Origin of the sequence: Cellvibrio polysaccharolyticus (genome assembly GCF_015182315.1) — a bacterium.
GTDB classification, from domain to species: Bacteria; Pseudomonadota; Gammaproteobacteria; order Pseudomonadales; family Cellvibrionaceae; genus Cellvibrio; species Cellvibrio polysaccharolyticus.
The window spans coordinates 203022-216070 of sequence record NZ_PRDL01000001.1; the positions used below are offsets into that span (position 1 = coordinate 203022).

At 50.4% G+C, this 13049-nt stretch carries 13 protein-coding genes; 5 read left to right on the top strand and 8 right to left on the bottom strand.

What is annotated here, in order from left to right:
• The first annotated feature begins 25 nt into the window (after positions 1-25).
• The gene (locus C4F51_RS00875) at positions 26-253 is read left to right on the top strand and encodes a hypothetical protein (protein WP_193906298.1); all 228 of its coding nucleotides are present in this window, start codon (positions 26-28) and stop codon (positions 251-253) included.
• 21 nt (positions 254-274) lie between these two features.
• Here the strand turns inward: C4F51_RS00875 and C4F51_RS00880 are convergent, their stop codons facing one another.
• The 4 genes from C4F51_RS00880 to C4F51_RS00895 all read right to left on the bottom strand — a co-directional run bounded on the left by C4F51_RS00880 (position 275) and on the right by C4F51_RS00895 (position 3410).
• Positions 275-529 (bottom strand): hypothetical protein, encoded by a 255-nt coding sequence (locus C4F51_RS00880; RefSeq protein WP_193906299.1) that lies wholly within the window; start codon positions 527-529, stop codon positions 275-277.
• 76 nt (positions 530-605) lie between these two features.
• Positions 606-1058 (bottom strand): very short patch repair endonuclease, encoded by a 453-nt coding sequence (locus C4F51_RS00885; protein ID WP_193906308.1) that lies wholly within the window; start codon positions 1056-1058, stop codon positions 606-608.
• 7 nt (positions 1059-1065) lie between these two features.
• Entirely contained in the window at positions 1066-2331 is a 1266-nt protein-coding gene (dcm, locus tag C4F51_RS00890) for a DNA (cytosine-5-)-methyltransferase (RefSeq protein WP_193906310.1), read from the bottom strand.
• A 281-nt stretch (positions 2332-2612) separates the two neighbouring features.
• Positions 2613-3410, bottom strand: a complete 798-nt coding sequence (locus C4F51_RS00895; RefSeq protein ID WP_193906312.1) for an alpha/beta hydrolase — start codon at positions 3408-3410, stop codon at positions 2613-2615.
• A gap of 164 nt (positions 3411-3574) precedes the next feature.
• Here C4F51_RS00895 and C4F51_RS00900 point away from each other — a divergent pair, with 164 nt between their 5' ends.
• The 4 genes from C4F51_RS00900 to C4F51_RS00915 all read left to right on the top strand — a co-directional run bounded on the left by C4F51_RS00900 (position 3575) and on the right by C4F51_RS00915 (position 6768).
• Positions 3575-4651, top strand: coding sequence for a metal-dependent hydrolase (locus tag C4F51_RS00900; RefSeq protein ID WP_193906314.1), 1077 nt, complete (start codon positions 3575-3577; stop codon positions 4649-4651).
• Positions 4652-4696: 45 nt separating this feature from the next.
• On the top strand, positions 4697-4897 hold the full coding sequence (locus C4F51_RS00905; protein ID WP_193906316.1) for a hypothetical protein: 201 nt from the start codon (positions 4697-4699) through the stop codon (positions 4895-4897).
• A gap of 323 nt (positions 4898-5220) precedes the next feature.
• Positions 5221-5796 carry a PEP-CTERM sorting domain-containing protein gene (locus tag C4F51_RS00910; RefSeq protein WP_193906324.1) on the top strand — a complete coding sequence of 192 codons (576 nt, stop codon included), beginning with the start codon at positions 5221-5223 and terminating at the stop codon, positions 5794-5796.
• A gap of 393 nt (positions 5797-6189) precedes the next feature.
• On the top strand, positions 6190-6768 hold the full coding sequence (locus C4F51_RS00915) for a PEP-CTERM sorting domain-containing protein (protein WP_193906332.1): 579 nt from the start codon (positions 6190-6192) through the stop codon (positions 6766-6768).
• Between the two features lie 263 nt (positions 6769-7031).
• On the opposite strand, the gene C4F51_RS00920 is transcribed toward C4F51_RS00915, so the two are convergent.
• The 4 genes from C4F51_RS00920 to C4F51_RS00935 all read right to left on the bottom strand — a co-directional run bounded on the left by C4F51_RS00920 (position 7032) and on the right by C4F51_RS00935 (position 12361).
• Positions 7032-8333 carry a hypothetical protein gene (locus tag C4F51_RS00920; protein WP_193906334.1) on the bottom strand — a complete coding sequence of 434 codons (1302 nt, stop codon included), beginning with the start codon at positions 8331-8333 and terminating at the stop codon, positions 7032-7034.
• Positions 8334-8524: 191 nt separating this feature from the next.
• Positions 8525-9514 (bottom strand): cation diffusion facilitator family transporter, encoded by a 990-nt coding sequence (locus tag C4F51_RS00925; protein WP_193906336.1) that lies wholly within the window; start codon positions 9512-9514, stop codon positions 8525-8527.
• 203 nt (positions 9515-9717) lie between these two features.
• Positions 9718-10980 carry a mechanosensitive ion channel family protein gene (locus C4F51_RS00930; RefSeq protein WP_193906338.1) on the bottom strand — a complete coding sequence of 421 codons (1263 nt, stop codon included), beginning with the start codon at positions 10978-10980 and terminating at the stop codon, positions 9718-9720.
• 199 nt (positions 10981-11179) lie between these two features.
• A complete protein-coding gene (locus tag C4F51_RS00935; protein ID WP_193906340.1) occupies positions 11180-12361 on the bottom strand; it encodes a Bcr/CflA family efflux MFS transporter in 1182 nt (393 codons plus the stop codon).
• Positions 12362-13049: the final 688 nt, after the last annotated feature.

Sequence of the window (13049 nt, forward strand, 5' to 3'; positions counted from 1 at the left end):
CCAACGAAAGGGAGAGCGAAGGAAGATGAAAACGGTAATAGCGGAAAAATCGGTAAATCCCCTGCCACACAAACAGGATCTGGAAGATCGCATCCACCTGCAAATGCAAAAACTCCACGCCTTATGCGTAACCCATACCTTGCTGAACAGCCAGCCCCACCCTGTGCATGGCAACGTGCGCTTGCACTACGCCCTTATTCTTGAAGAACACTGCGACGAGCTCCAACAATTGCTGGATCGGCTTTTCCAATAACGCCCCTTGAAGGCGGAAGGTTCAATCTTCCGCCTGTTCGGCTTTGTGGCGAAGTTGCTGCAGCTGCTGCTTGAGGGTATTAAGGCCGGCTTTGATCTGCCCGGCGTGCTGGTGCATGCCTTCGAGCGTGGCTTTGTCGAGCGGTTGATCGCTCTTCATCAGTGCCGTCGTCGCATCGCAGAAAAAGGCACAACGGCTTTGAAAATCCACGAAATCGTCATAAAAATACAGCAAATCCACACTGACAGGCTGCTGGGGTTGATCCGGTTTGCTCATAGGTGTAACTCCTTCTACAGTGGTCTGTTATGCCAGACCCTTTATAAAAAATGAATGCAACCATGATGCGCCAGGGCTATCGGTAACCTTCCAATTCGGCGCTGTTGGCATCAAATTGCAACCAATTTTTGGTGGTTTGTACAATCTCTGCCGGTGTTCGTCGGGTTTTGCCTTTAAAGGCACACTCCCACACCACCAGCACTTTCCAGCCTGCGGCCTCGCAGGCGGCGATATTCTCCTGATCCCGCTCCAGGTTGCGGCCAATTTTCTCTTGCCAAAAAATGGGCCGGGTAGATGGCCACTTGAACAGATGGCAATGGTGGGCATGCCAGAAACAACCGTTTACAAAAATCACCGCCCGGTATTTGGGAAACACCAGATCAGGTTTGCCCGGTAAATCTTTACGGTACAGCTGGTAGCGAAAGCCTTCGTGATGCAGCGCTTTGCGCAAAAACACTTCAAAGCGGTTATCCCGGCCACGAATGCCCGCCATCATGGCCGAGCGTTTGGGCGGGGTAACAATATCCATCGCCCGGTCAGGCCCCGGTAGTCGCGGGCAGTTTTTTGCTTTTCCTGCGTGCCGGTTGGGTGGTTAATTCGCGAATATAAGGCAGCATTGCCTTGGCCACGGCGCCGATAACCGGCACCACTACGCTGTTACCAAATTGTTTGTAAGCCTGGGTATCGCTTACCGGTATTTTAAAAGTATCCGGGTAGCCCATTAACCGGGCGCACTCCCGGGGTGTCAGCTTGCGCGGGCGTTTGCGTTTTCCCTGGGAGACCAGAATTTCCGAGCCATCCTTGTAATAACGTGCCGACAAGGTGCGGGTAATACTCTCTTCTGTCACCAGGCCAAAGCCGAAACCATTACCGGCGGCGCGGTGTTTTTCGGCATAGCCTTGCAGGTAATTCCAGAGCTTTTCAGACAGGGTGTATTTGGCATTGATGGCCGCTTTGCTGCCATCGGTGTAAGGTGGCTCTGCGGTTTCGCTGCCATTTTGCGGGTGCAAAATGTCGCCCAGCCGGGCGGTCACGGCTGGCAGATCTACCTGATTCCAGGCAAATGCGGTGGGCTTGCGAAAGCCGACAATCATGATGCGTTCGCGGTGCTGCGGCACAAAGTGTTTGCCATCAATCACCTTGAAATGCACTTCATAACCCAGCTCACCTTGCAGCGTTTCCAGAATCACTTTGAAGGTGTTGCCCTTGTCGTGCGACAGCAGGTTTTTCACATTCTCCAGTAAAAATGCCGCCGGGCGTTTGGCGGCAATAATCCGGGCCACATCGAAAAACAGCGTACCCTGGGTATTACAGGCAAAGCCGTGCGGGCGACCCATGGCATTCTTTTTGGAAACGCCGGCAATGCTGAACGGCTGGCAGGGAAAACCGGCCAGCAGTACGTCATGGTCAGGGATATCCTGTTCGGTCACTTTGGTGATGTCACCCGCCAGTTGGTGCTGGCGATGGGGCGGAAAGTTGGCGAGGTAGGTTTTTTGCGAAAAGGGGTTCCACTCGCTGGTGAACAGACATTGGCCGCCAATGCTTTCAAAGCCCAACCGGATACCGCCTATGCCGGCGAACAGATCAATAAAGGTGAAAGCGGGTGGCGTTGTCGGTGTATCGGGCGCCAGTGGCAATACGCGCTGACGCAGCGCATCGGCGAGGTAGGCCGGTGGCTCATGGTCGCGAACTTCCCAGCGCCGCACGGTGCGCGCATCCACCCCCAACATGTCAGCCAATTCGTGTTGGCTGTAGCGCGCGCGGGCTTCCTGCAGCAGCTTGATGGTGGGTGATTCGCTCATACCGGCTTCTCTGGGTCAATTTCCGGACACTATGGCCTAAAAATGTCCCATGATCAATGCATAAGCTGGTTTTTTATACAGTTTATTCGAAGTGTTACTTAAATAAGAGGGCCGTTTGTTGACAAGGGCGGCCAACCACTGAAGCTGAAAATGAAAGGCTCCCAAGGCTAATAAAGACCGTCTGCCGCAGGGATGCGGCAGTCGAGCCCCCATGGATGGGTTTACGGCGTGTCTTGATTAGCCTTGGGAGCCTTTCATGTACATCCGGTTTGGAGAAAACTTCAAATACCGCCTTGTTGCCGTAAAAATCGCTCAACAGCCTTAAACGTGGCAGGATTGTCGAAAAGATTGTTATGGCCAACACCCTCCAGGCGGATCAGCTCTTTCTCGCCGCCCAATGATTCCCAGGTTTCCAGGGAATCATCCACCGGAATCACCACATCGTCATTAGCGATCAGCATCAGCGTGGGCGCGGTAATCTGGCTGGCGATGCCCTGCAAATCAAACGGATGTTTCATCAACCATTTCACCGGCACAAAAGGCAGCGTGCGCTGGCCGTTTTGCAGCGCGCTCTTTAACGGGGCCAGCAGAACCACGCCATGCATCGGCTTTTGAGTAGCGAGATAGCCGGTAACCGCTGAACCCAGGCTGCGGCCCATCACAAAAAACCGCACATTTTCACCGGGGTGCAGGCTGGCGGCGCGGTCGTAAATGGCCAGGGCATCGGCATAAAAACCGGTTTGAGACGGCAAGCCATCGCTCAGGCCGTAACCGCGGTAATTAAACGTATACACATGGCGAACCGGCAAGCGGCTCAATACCGGCAACATGCCGGCAACATCTTCGGCGTTACCGCCAAAATAAAACAGGATATGGGCATTGTTGGCCGCCGGGTTTTCCAGATGCCAGCCCTGCAAGTTGATATCGTCCTGTTCGAGAATAAATTCCCGGTTGGCGAAATCATGGTATTGGGAGGTGAGCGGCTGTGAGCCGGGAAATATCAGTTTGCCCTGATAAAACCAGGCCACGCCGCAGAGCAGCAAATAGCAGAGTAAAAGCCCCAGTAATATGGTCGACATGCGTTTTATCTTCATTGATGGGTTGGTCATCCTGTCTTGCTATTTGAATAACATGAAGTGGTAATGAAATCCATCCATCATGAATTTTTCCCGCTACTATGACGGCTATTTTTGTCGCGGTCGTTGTCAGAGACAGCCGTTGTTTTCAGATGACAGGATAACTCATGGATTCATTAACCCAAATCGCACTGGGCTCGGCGGTGGGTGTTGCCGTTATGGGGCGCCGTACGCCGGCCTGGAAAGCGGCACTGGCGGGCGCGTTTTTTGGCACCTTGCCAGATTTGGACGCACTTATTAAACATGCTGATCCTATCCGCAACATGACCTTCCACCGGGCAGAAAGCCACGGGTTCTTTTATCTCACCCTGCTATCGCCATTGCTGGCCTGGCTGGTATTGCGGCTGTGGCCCAACAGCGGCAGTTACCGGCGCTGGTTGCTGGCGATCTGGCTGATTCTGATTACCCATGTATTGCTGGATGCATTAACGGTATACGGCACCCAGCTGCTGCAACCCTTCAGTGATCACCCCTTTGAAGTGGGCAGTATTTTTATTATCGACCCGCTGTATACCCTGCCCTTGTTGCTCGGCTTGTTGTTAACGCTGCGTCGCAAAGCCGATAATTTCCGCCGGTGGAATAACCTGGCACTGGGTTTCAGCAGCGCTTATTTGTTGTGGGGTATTGGAGCGCAATACCACGTCAAGCAAGTGGCCGAAGAGACGCTGGCGCAACAGTATCCGCAGGTGGAGCAAATTCTGGTAACGGCAACGCCGTTTAATACCTGGGTGTGGCGGGTGCTGGCGATGACGCCGGACGGTTATCTCGAAGGTTTTTACGCGCTGAATGATAGCGACAAAGCCATTAAGTTTGATTTCTTCCCGTTTGCTGATGCCTCTTTGCAGGCAGCAGCAAAACAGATTGCACCGCACCAGTCAGCGGCGCCGCTGCCGGTGTCGGAATGGGAAATTGCCCGTATGGCCTGGTTCAGCCACGGCTTTTTTCATCTGAGGGAAGAAGATGGTCGGTTGATCATTTCCGATTTGCGGATGGGTCAGGAGCCTTTTTACACCTTTAATTTTGTGGTCGCCGAGCGCGATGCCGATCAACAATGGCAAGCAATAAAACCGGAGCTGGACACGGTGCGACCACCGATTCGCGCTACCTTGTCATGGCTGAAACAACGCGCCACCGGCCAGCGCATTGCGCCGCCACGGGTTGCGGATTCTTATCATATTGAATGATAATTAAGTTTCATTCCACTAACGATAAGATGAAGGAACATGACAATGTCGCTGACGATAATGGCCATGATTGGAGTAGTGATTAAGCTGGGCATCGTTGTATTTTTGCTGATGATGGTATTTTATTTTGTGCGTGCACAGCAGCGCATTGCCAAGGCTAATGAGCAAATGGCGCAGTCCCAGGCAGAAACTGCCAGACATCTTGCTGCCTTGGCAGCCCGCGCGAAACATCTCCCGAGAGAATAAATTCTGCAGGCTCCTTTTACTCGCTGGCGCTTAACTACTCACTGACGCGTAAGGCACTCGCGGTGCCAGGAGCCATTTCCCCGCGTTGCCTCTGTCTGCCATTCCAGACAGGGACGCCCACGTCTTTCGCCCGGGTTTTCAATAAACGCCAGCGCCAACCTCTCACTTTTTTATGTCGAAAAAGCTGACATTTTTTGCTGATTTAAGAGCCATTAAAAAGGCTGCCTCGTTTATACCCTTGTATCAAATGACGATTTTAATGACGGCATTAAATATGCTTCATTAAATGTGACGCATGTCGCATTTGTCGCGAGGAGATAGTTATGTCCAGCTCATGGAAAACTGGCCTTGTTGGTGTGGCGATGGCACTGTGCGCTTCTTCGGTCAGTGCCTGGGTAATTACCTGTTTACCGAATGGTCAGCGTCCGGTGACGCTGATCGATGCAATTGATTGCACAATACAAGACCCGATCAACCTGAATGGCGCGCATGATATTAATGCGCTATTTGGCATCTACGACTGGATGAAAGGAGGCAAATTAAATAGTCAGAGCAGCAAGAATTTGTTTTCGCTAATTTCAGATTCCCTGGATACCAGAGTAACTGGAGCTTCGCACACCGGTGCATCATTCCCCCAAGCCTACAACCGTTCAGCAATTGCTATGCCTTTTGGTCCGGGTGGTGGTAATTCGAATACATCTGCCTGGCTGATAACACCCGGTGAAACTTCTGGTGCGTTTACGGATAAAGACGTTGCAGCAGTTGATAGGGGTTTAACCAATGATGTTTTGTTTGGCTCCAATTCGCCCGAAGTAAAACTGCCTGAACCTAATATCGCTTTATTGTTGATGACCGGGCTAGTGTCTATTTTTTTAATACGTCGTCGTATTGCCAGCTAGTGAAGTAAAACGTTTGAGAGCAAAAGCCGCGGAATCTGCCGCAGCTTTTTGCTGCATTGGCATCCCGCGCACGGCACCTTCCCAAAGAATAAATGCTTCAGGCTCCTTTCCAATGAGTGCTACCTAACGCATTCGTAACGCACAAGCGGTAGAGGGAGCTATTTCCTCCACGACTTTAGTGCCGCCCTGTTTAGTCCCTCATGTAGTTATTCACTAAGCCATAGCGGCAATTTCCTTTCTTTTACGTCGAAAAAGCTGACAGTTTTTGCGCTTTTCCGGGCTGCAAAAAAGCGGTTCTGCTTATGTCCTTGTATTGAATGAGGATTTTAATGACGGCATTAAATATGCTTCATTAAATGAGACTTATGTCACATTTAACGCGAGGAAATAACTATGTCCAGCTCATGGAAAATTGGTCTTGTTGGTGTGGTGATGGCACTGTGTGCTTCTTCTGTCAGTGCTGGTGTAGTCACCTGTTTACCGAATAATCAGCGCGTAGCAACGCTGAGCGATGCGGTTGAGTGCAGAACGCAAAACTCAATCAACCTGAATGATTCGAATGATATTAATGCGCTTTATGGCACCAGCTACAACTGGATGAAAGAAGGCGAATTAACCAACCAGGGCAGCAACGATCTGTTTTCGCTGACTACCAATTCCTGGGGTACCAACGTAACAGGAACCTGGTATATCGATGCGTCATTCTGGGATTTATACAGCCGTGCGGTTATTACCATGCACGTCGGTCAGGGCGGTGGTAATCCGGATGCATTTGCCTGGTTGATTACACCCGGTGAAACTTCAGGTTCGTTTACTTACAAAAGAGTTTCTGGCGGTGGTGGCGGTTTATCCAATATGTTTTTATTTGGCTCCGGCACACCCGAAGTAAAAGTACCCGAACCTAATATCGCTTTATTGTTGATGACCGGGTTGTTGTCGATTTTCTTTATACGTCGCCGTGTTGCCTGCTAATAAAGTAAAACGTTTGAAAGCAAAAGCCGCGGAATTTGCCGCGGCTTTTTAATTAATCTTCAGCCCTTAATGTTAGAGTGCAATCTTAAATTAAAGCTTTTTCTATACAGCGAGCAGATGCTCTTCGTGACACTTCGCGTTCCCATTTTTAGCTAATTTCTAAATTCATATAAGCCTCAGTGGGTTATTCGATAAAATTTTTCGAGAACGTCCGGCTTTGTGTGTGGAGAGTTCCAATTACCGACTTAATGGCTTAGGAAAATTTACGATTCCGTGTTTTTCACAAAATATTGATTTAGTGCTGGATCTAAAGTTTCATCGAAATAAAACTCCAGCCAGTCATCATCACTAGTTTCCTCTCTTATAATATTAAGGGACTTTAATAAATACCCAGAGCTAATCTTATCTAGTAAAATTGCCCCTACATCTTGATGATCACGTAAGAAATCTTTATGGCTTAGCTCGCCGGTGATTAAGCGTAATACGGTTCGCAATGAAATCCTTATTTTTTTTCCCGTCATTTGAAAACCACCATAAAAATCAGCCCCAGGAATATAATGTCCAGCGCGAAGAACATTTATCGAATTTGTTGCGTTGCGCTCTGGTTTTGAGAATTTTTCTATAGTTCTATTTAAGGCAATAGTTAGATCAGCTATTTTTGAATAGCAATTTTTTTTCGAAAACGAAATAATCTCGAAATTACGAGTTATTTCGTTTCCAAAAATACCTTTTGTTTGCTCTTTTACGTGAATCAAAAAGACAAAGCTAATAGTTTCTTGACTACTCAAAAAATTATCTATTATTGATATTGCTCCATAGGAACCGTAACTGTCGCTTTGATTTGTAAATAAATCACAGTCACCATCGCATATAAAGATACCTTTAATTCCATGGAATCCAGACTTTTTTAATTGGTCTCTTTTTTTTATTAAACGATTATATAAGACGTTATTATGAAGGGTAGGGGCTTTCTTAAATGATGGATAGCCCATTGAAAGAGTTGATTTTCTAGGAACATATTTGATTGCGATTTCTATGTCATCATATTTACTATCTATTTGATGATGAATGTTTGGAAGCTTGGCGATATTTTGCATGAATGCTTTAAATTTATATTCTATAAATTTTCTGGTTTCCGATTTTTCAGGCAATTTTAACCTTATCTTCTTGCGCAATTCATCGGTCCCTCCGAATCGAAAGTCGAAACCTGAGAGACTACTAACCCCTAGTTTTTTAGAGACTAGACGAAACTCTTCCAAAAAGTACTCAATATCATTTTTCTTGATGCTATCTTGATCGCTAATACAAGTAATATCAGAAACCATTTCGAACTCTTGGCTAATAAAATGTATATCTGGTCGAGAAGTTCCTCCATGATTAAATTCGTAGTTAACTTTACCAATTTCCGAAAGTAAGTTAATTACTATTATTTCCCATAGTGCATCTAACGATTTAATGTTACCCGCATTTAGTTTGGAAACTAGCTGTCTTAGCGCATCCGTGGGTATAAATTGGGAAGTTTCGTTGATGAGGTGTTGAGTTGCTCGCCTAGAAAGAATTGGCATTCATCATTTTCCTCTGCTTCAAAAATAAAAAAATCATCTTATTGCACTTGTATCTAAGAATATCAATGTGAGGATACTGACCGATCATTACCACCGCTATTAATTTTATCGAGGATTTTTTAATTCCATCGACTTCATTAGATAGAGAAAAAGTAAACCAATTTTTTGGGTTTTCTTTGAGACAACCCCTGTCAGGGGGTGCATTTTTCTCCAGAGATAGCGCAAGCAGACGTTTCTACTTGTATGGTGCAGTGGCCGATATTGAAGCGGTCTTGCAGTCGTTGCTGAATGGCGCACAGCAGGGCGGCGTTATCGGTATTGTCTGCCACTTGCACATGCAGGCTGGCGAGGATTTTTTCGCCGGTCAACGCCCAGATATGCAGGTGGTGTACGTTGATCACGCCGGGAACCTGATCGGTCAAATCCTGAATGACCTCGGTCGGGTTCAGACCTTCCGGGGTGCCTTCCAGCAGAATATGGGCGGAGCGTTTTACCAGATCCCAGGCGCTGCGCAGAATCAGTAGTGCCACCAGTACTGCCAGAATCGGGTCGATGGCGGTCCAGCCGGTGGCCATAATCACCAGCGCCGCGACGATGGCGGCCACCGAACCCAGCAAATCCCCCATTACATGCAACAGCGCACCGCGCATATTCACGTTGTGGCGGTCGCCCCGGTGCAGAATCACAAAGCCAATAATATTCACCAGCAGCCCGATAATCGCTACCACCAGCATCGGCCCTGCCAATACCGGGCCTGGCGCTTGCAGGCGCTGGATGGCTTCAAAAACAATCCAGCCGGCAATGAGAAACAAGGTAAGCCCGTTGACGAAGGCGGCGAGAATTTGAAAGCGGGAATAGCCAAAGCTGCGGCGGTGGTCTGCCGGGCGCGTGCCCAACCGAAACGCAATCCACGCCAGCGCCAGCGCGGCGGTATCTGACAGCATATGGCCGGCATCGGCCAGCAGCGCCAGCGAGCCCGAAAGAATACCGCCAATCACCTGCACAATGAGATAGCTGCCGGTCAGCAGCATCACCAGCAAAACCCGGCGCTGGCTGTCGGCGGTTACGTTGATAGCATGGCTGTGGTCATGGTCATGGTCATGGTCATGGTCATGGTCATGGTCATGGTCATGGGAGGAATTGTGGCTGTGGGGATGATCGTGATGATGCGAGTGACTCATAAGAACAAACCTTGTAATGCTGCCCGGATCACGGCGAAACACCGCTCCGCAGTGACATTCCAGCATACGCCGATAACCCGGTTATGGGTACCGTCAGCCATTCTCATTGAGGAGGAAAAAGTGCGGAAAAACAGGGAAATAACGCTAAAACAACAGACCGTTCAGCGCCTGGCTGACGGTCTGTTGTGTGGGGCCGGTGTGGGTCAGTCGGCCGGTTGACGGGGGATATTGGCGATCATGCTGCGCATATCGTGGCCGGTCGGGTTTTGGTACAGGCGCAAACCGAACTCCGGTAATACCGCAAAAATATGGTCGAAAATATCCGCCTGAACCCCTTCGTGCGCCACCCAGGCGGTGTTGGCGGTAAAGGCATAAATTTCCAGCGGAATACCGGTATCGCCGGAGCTGAGCTGGCGCACCATTTGAATCATGTCCTGATTAATGCCGTTATGTGCACGAATGTAAGCGGTCAAATAGGCGCGGAAGGTGCCCAGGTTGGTAAGCCGACGACCGTTAACCGGCGACGACGGATCAACACCGCGCGCCGAATTATCCTGTTCGATATCGGTGAGGCGGGTTTCAATATATTCGCTTAGCAAGTGCGCACGGCGCAGGCGGGCAATATCTTCTTCTGCCAGAAAATGCACGCTGGTAGCGTCAATATATACCGAGCGTTTGATGCGGCGACCGCCCGAATCAAACATGCCACGCCAGTTTTTGAAGGAGTCGGAAATCAGCGCATAGGTGGGCACGGTGGTGGTGGTGCGATCCCAGTTATCGACCTTCACCGTGGTCAGGTTGATATCCGTTACAAAACCGTCAGCGCCGTATTTCGGCATTTCCAGCCAGTCGCCCACCGCCAGCATATTGTTCGCTGAGAGTTGAATGCCGGCAACCAGGCCCATAATCGGGTCTTTGAATACCAATAACAGTACCGCACTCATGGCCCCCAAACCACTGAATAACAGCAGCGGTGATTTGCCGATCAGCAGCGAAATAGCAAAGATCACCATCAAAAATGCGGCGACCAGCTTCAAACTTTGCATAATCCCGCGGGTAGGAAATTTGCGGGTAGAGGGCAGTCGATCCAGCAGCGTGGTTAAGGTATCAAACAGTGAAAACAGCGATAACAAAACAAACAGCAGAATCCACAGGTGCGTGAACACTTCAATAATTTCCAACGCGCCCGAACCCGCATCCAGCCACAAACGCGCCTGTACAAACAGCACCACCCCTTGAAAGGTAAGCACCAGGCGGCTAAACAGTTTGTTTTTGAAAAGCGCGGTATGCAGCCAGTGTTCGTTGCGGCCGGTCTGCCGGTCAATAACCGGCAACACGCCATGGTGCAGAACAATGTGAATCACCAGTGCGGTGAACAGAATAATGGCAAGAATAATCGCGGTGCCGATTGCCGGTGTGATGGTCAGGCCAAGTGATTCCAGCCAGTTAAACAGCGGTTCTTTCATAAATCCTCACGTGGTTGGCGGTTCGGCACGCGGTGGCTACAACAACAGAGCTGCACCGATCAGCAGAGCCGGAACCATGAACAGTACACCGGCGACCTGCCCGCTGGTTCAATCGCGCCTGATACGCGCAGCGGGCAATCTTTTAAAACCGGTAACGTGTTGCGCTGACCCTGGCTGAAACCGGGTGTTGTCAACGGCTTTATCTGTGCTGGTGGTAGCGTCGTGCCCACAGGCGGCAACACAATACACCCACCACGCCGCTGCTCATCAGCAGCGCAAAAGGCACAGGCGTTCCAGTATAGCACCAGGCCAGTAAAGGCCCGGCCAGAGCACCCGCGCCAAAACGCAAGGTGCCGGTTACTGCCGTGGCGGTGCCGGAATGATCGGGGAATTGCATAATAATCATGGCATCGGTATTGGTAGACACCAGCGAAAGGCTTGCCATCAAGGGGCCAATACACAGCACCGCTGGCCACAAGCCCAGCTCGAGAAAGATCACAGTACACAGCGCCGTGGCGAAAACCAGCGCACCCCCCAGGCCAATTTTCAGCATCACCTCCGGCCCTACCCGCGTTACCACGCGGCTGTTGACGGTATTGGCCAGCATTAACAAACACACATTCAAACCGAACAACACGCTGAACATCTGCTCGTTGGCCCCGAAATACTGGATGTAAACAAAGGGCACGGCGGTGAGAAAACAGAAAAAGCTGAATGAGGTAAACAGAATGGTGGCGATCAACGGGCGGGTATGGCGGCGGGAAAACACCGTCGCATAGCTTTCAATAAAACCCGGCTTGGGGGTATCGCTGGCCTCGGGTCTGATCTCCGGCAGCCAGCGCCAGCAGAGAATGGCAATGGTAATGGCGTAGATGGCCAGCAGCAGAAAAATACCGTGCCAATGCCCTATCCACAGAATAAGGCTGCCAATCGCCGGTGCCGCCAGTGGCGCTATCATCATAATCAGCGACATGTATGACATGCCTTTGGCGGTATGTTCCTGATAGAGGTAACGAATAATACCCGGCACCACCACCGTGGCCGCCGCGCCGCTCAAGGCTTGTACCGAGCGCCACAACAGAAACCACTCAATGCTATCCACTTGGGTTAGTGCCAGACTGGCAATGGCAAAACCGGAGAGCCCCAGCATGGCCAGCGGACGGCGGCCAAAGCGATCTGCCAGTGGGCCGAATAGCAGCATGCCGGTGGCGTAGGCGGCGAGAAAGATGCTCAGCGATTGCTGAATCTGGCTGATGTGGGTGTCCATGCTGAGCGCCATGATCGGCATGGCGGGCAGATACATATCCACAGCGAGCGGTGTAATAGCGATAACGCTGGCCAGCAAAATAATGAGGCCAATGCGGGGTTGAGCGGTATGCATGAGGTGTCTCTACTTCAGGCAGCAAGCGGCGAAAAGTGCCCTGCTGTAAAAGACCCGGAGGTTCGGGCCATCAGGCAAGCGATTTAACCGGTGGTAATGATAGTCCTATTTGGTCAGCTTGCGGGGATGGGTTTTGGGAGAGGCAGAGCGGGTGTGATTGTCTTTGCGGGATGAGAGCTGGTTTTCGGATGCTCGCTAGAGGAATGCCTGCTGAAGGTTCGGTGGTTGTCTGGTGGTAGCAGGTACCGAGGACACGCCGTGAACCCTTCCCTGGGGGCTCGACTGCCGCATCCATGCGGCAGACGGTCCTCAGCACCTGCTACCACCGGACATTGGAGGCTTCGGAGTGGTTGGCGGGTAATTTTGCAGAGAGGAGATTTTCGTAATTTCCGGGCGGTGAGGGGCTTCGGGTATTAATAGGCATCAATAATACTTTCGTGAAGTTGCCCAATTATTGCCTCGTTGTGAAGACAGCTTCTTGCACTTGGTGCCAACGAACGTAGGTATGACATGTGAGGTTAGATTTTCAGGGTTGTTCTCTCAACCAATCACTATGGCAAAAGTTGTGGTACTGAATAGACCAACAGGCAGGCTGGATTTTGACTGAAGGGATCCTGGCGTTTGCTTTGCTCCGGTATTCAATACATGTCTTACATCGGCAACGTGGCTTTTCCAAAACCCGATCTCT

Bases quoted from the DNA above. Each gene is read 5' to 3' on its own strand.
- C4F51_RS00925 (WP_193906336.1), bottom strand. From the start codon at position 9,514: ATGAGTCACTCGCATCATCACGATCATCCCCACAGCCACAATTCCTCC.
- C4F51_RS00900 (WP_193906314.1), top strand. From the start codon at position 3,575: ATGGATTCATTAACCCAAATCGCACTGGGCTCGGCGGTGGGTGTTGCC.
- C4F51_RS00930 (WP_193906338.1), bottom strand. From the start codon at position 10,980: ATGAAAGAACCGCTGTTTAACTGGCTGGAATCACTTGGCCTGACCATC.
- C4F51_RS00920 (WP_193906334.1), bottom strand. From the start codon at position 8,333: ATGCCAATTCTTTCTAGGCGAGCAACTCAACACCTCATCAACGAAACT.
- C4F51_RS00895 (WP_193906312.1), bottom strand. From the start codon at position 3,410: ATGTCGACCATATTACTGGGGCTTTTACTCTGCTATTTGCTGCTCTGC.
- C4F51_RS00915 (WP_193906332.1), top strand. From the start codon at position 6,190: ATGTCCAGCTCATGGAAAATTGGTCTTGTTGGTGTGGTGATGGCACTG.
- C4F51_RS00910 (WP_193906324.1), top strand. From the start codon at position 5,221: ATGTCCAGCTCATGGAAAACTGGCCTTGTTGGTGTGGCGATGGCACTG.
- C4F51_RS00905 (WP_193906316.1), top strand. From the start codon at position 4,697: ATGTCGCTGACGATAATGGCCATGATTGGAGTAGTGATTAAGCTGGGC.
- C4F51_RS00935 (WP_193906340.1), bottom strand. From the start codon at position 12,361: ATGCATACCGCTCAACCCCGCATTGGCCTCATTATTTTGCTGGCCAGC.
- C4F51_RS00885 (WP_193906308.1), bottom strand. From the start codon at position 1,058: ATGGATATTGTTACCCCGCCCAAACGCTCGGCCATGATGGCGGGCATT.
- C4F51_RS00875 (WP_193906298.1), top strand. From the start codon at position 26: ATGAAAACGGTAATAGCGGAAAAATCGGTAAATCCCCTGCCACACAAA.
- dcm (WP_193906310.1), bottom strand. From the start codon at position 2,331: ATGAGCGAATCACCCACCATCAAGCTGCTGCAGGAAGCCCGCGCGCGC.
- C4F51_RS00880 (WP_193906299.1), bottom strand. From the start codon at position 529: ATGAGCAAACCGGATCAACCCCAGCAGCCTGTCAGTGTGGATTTGCTG.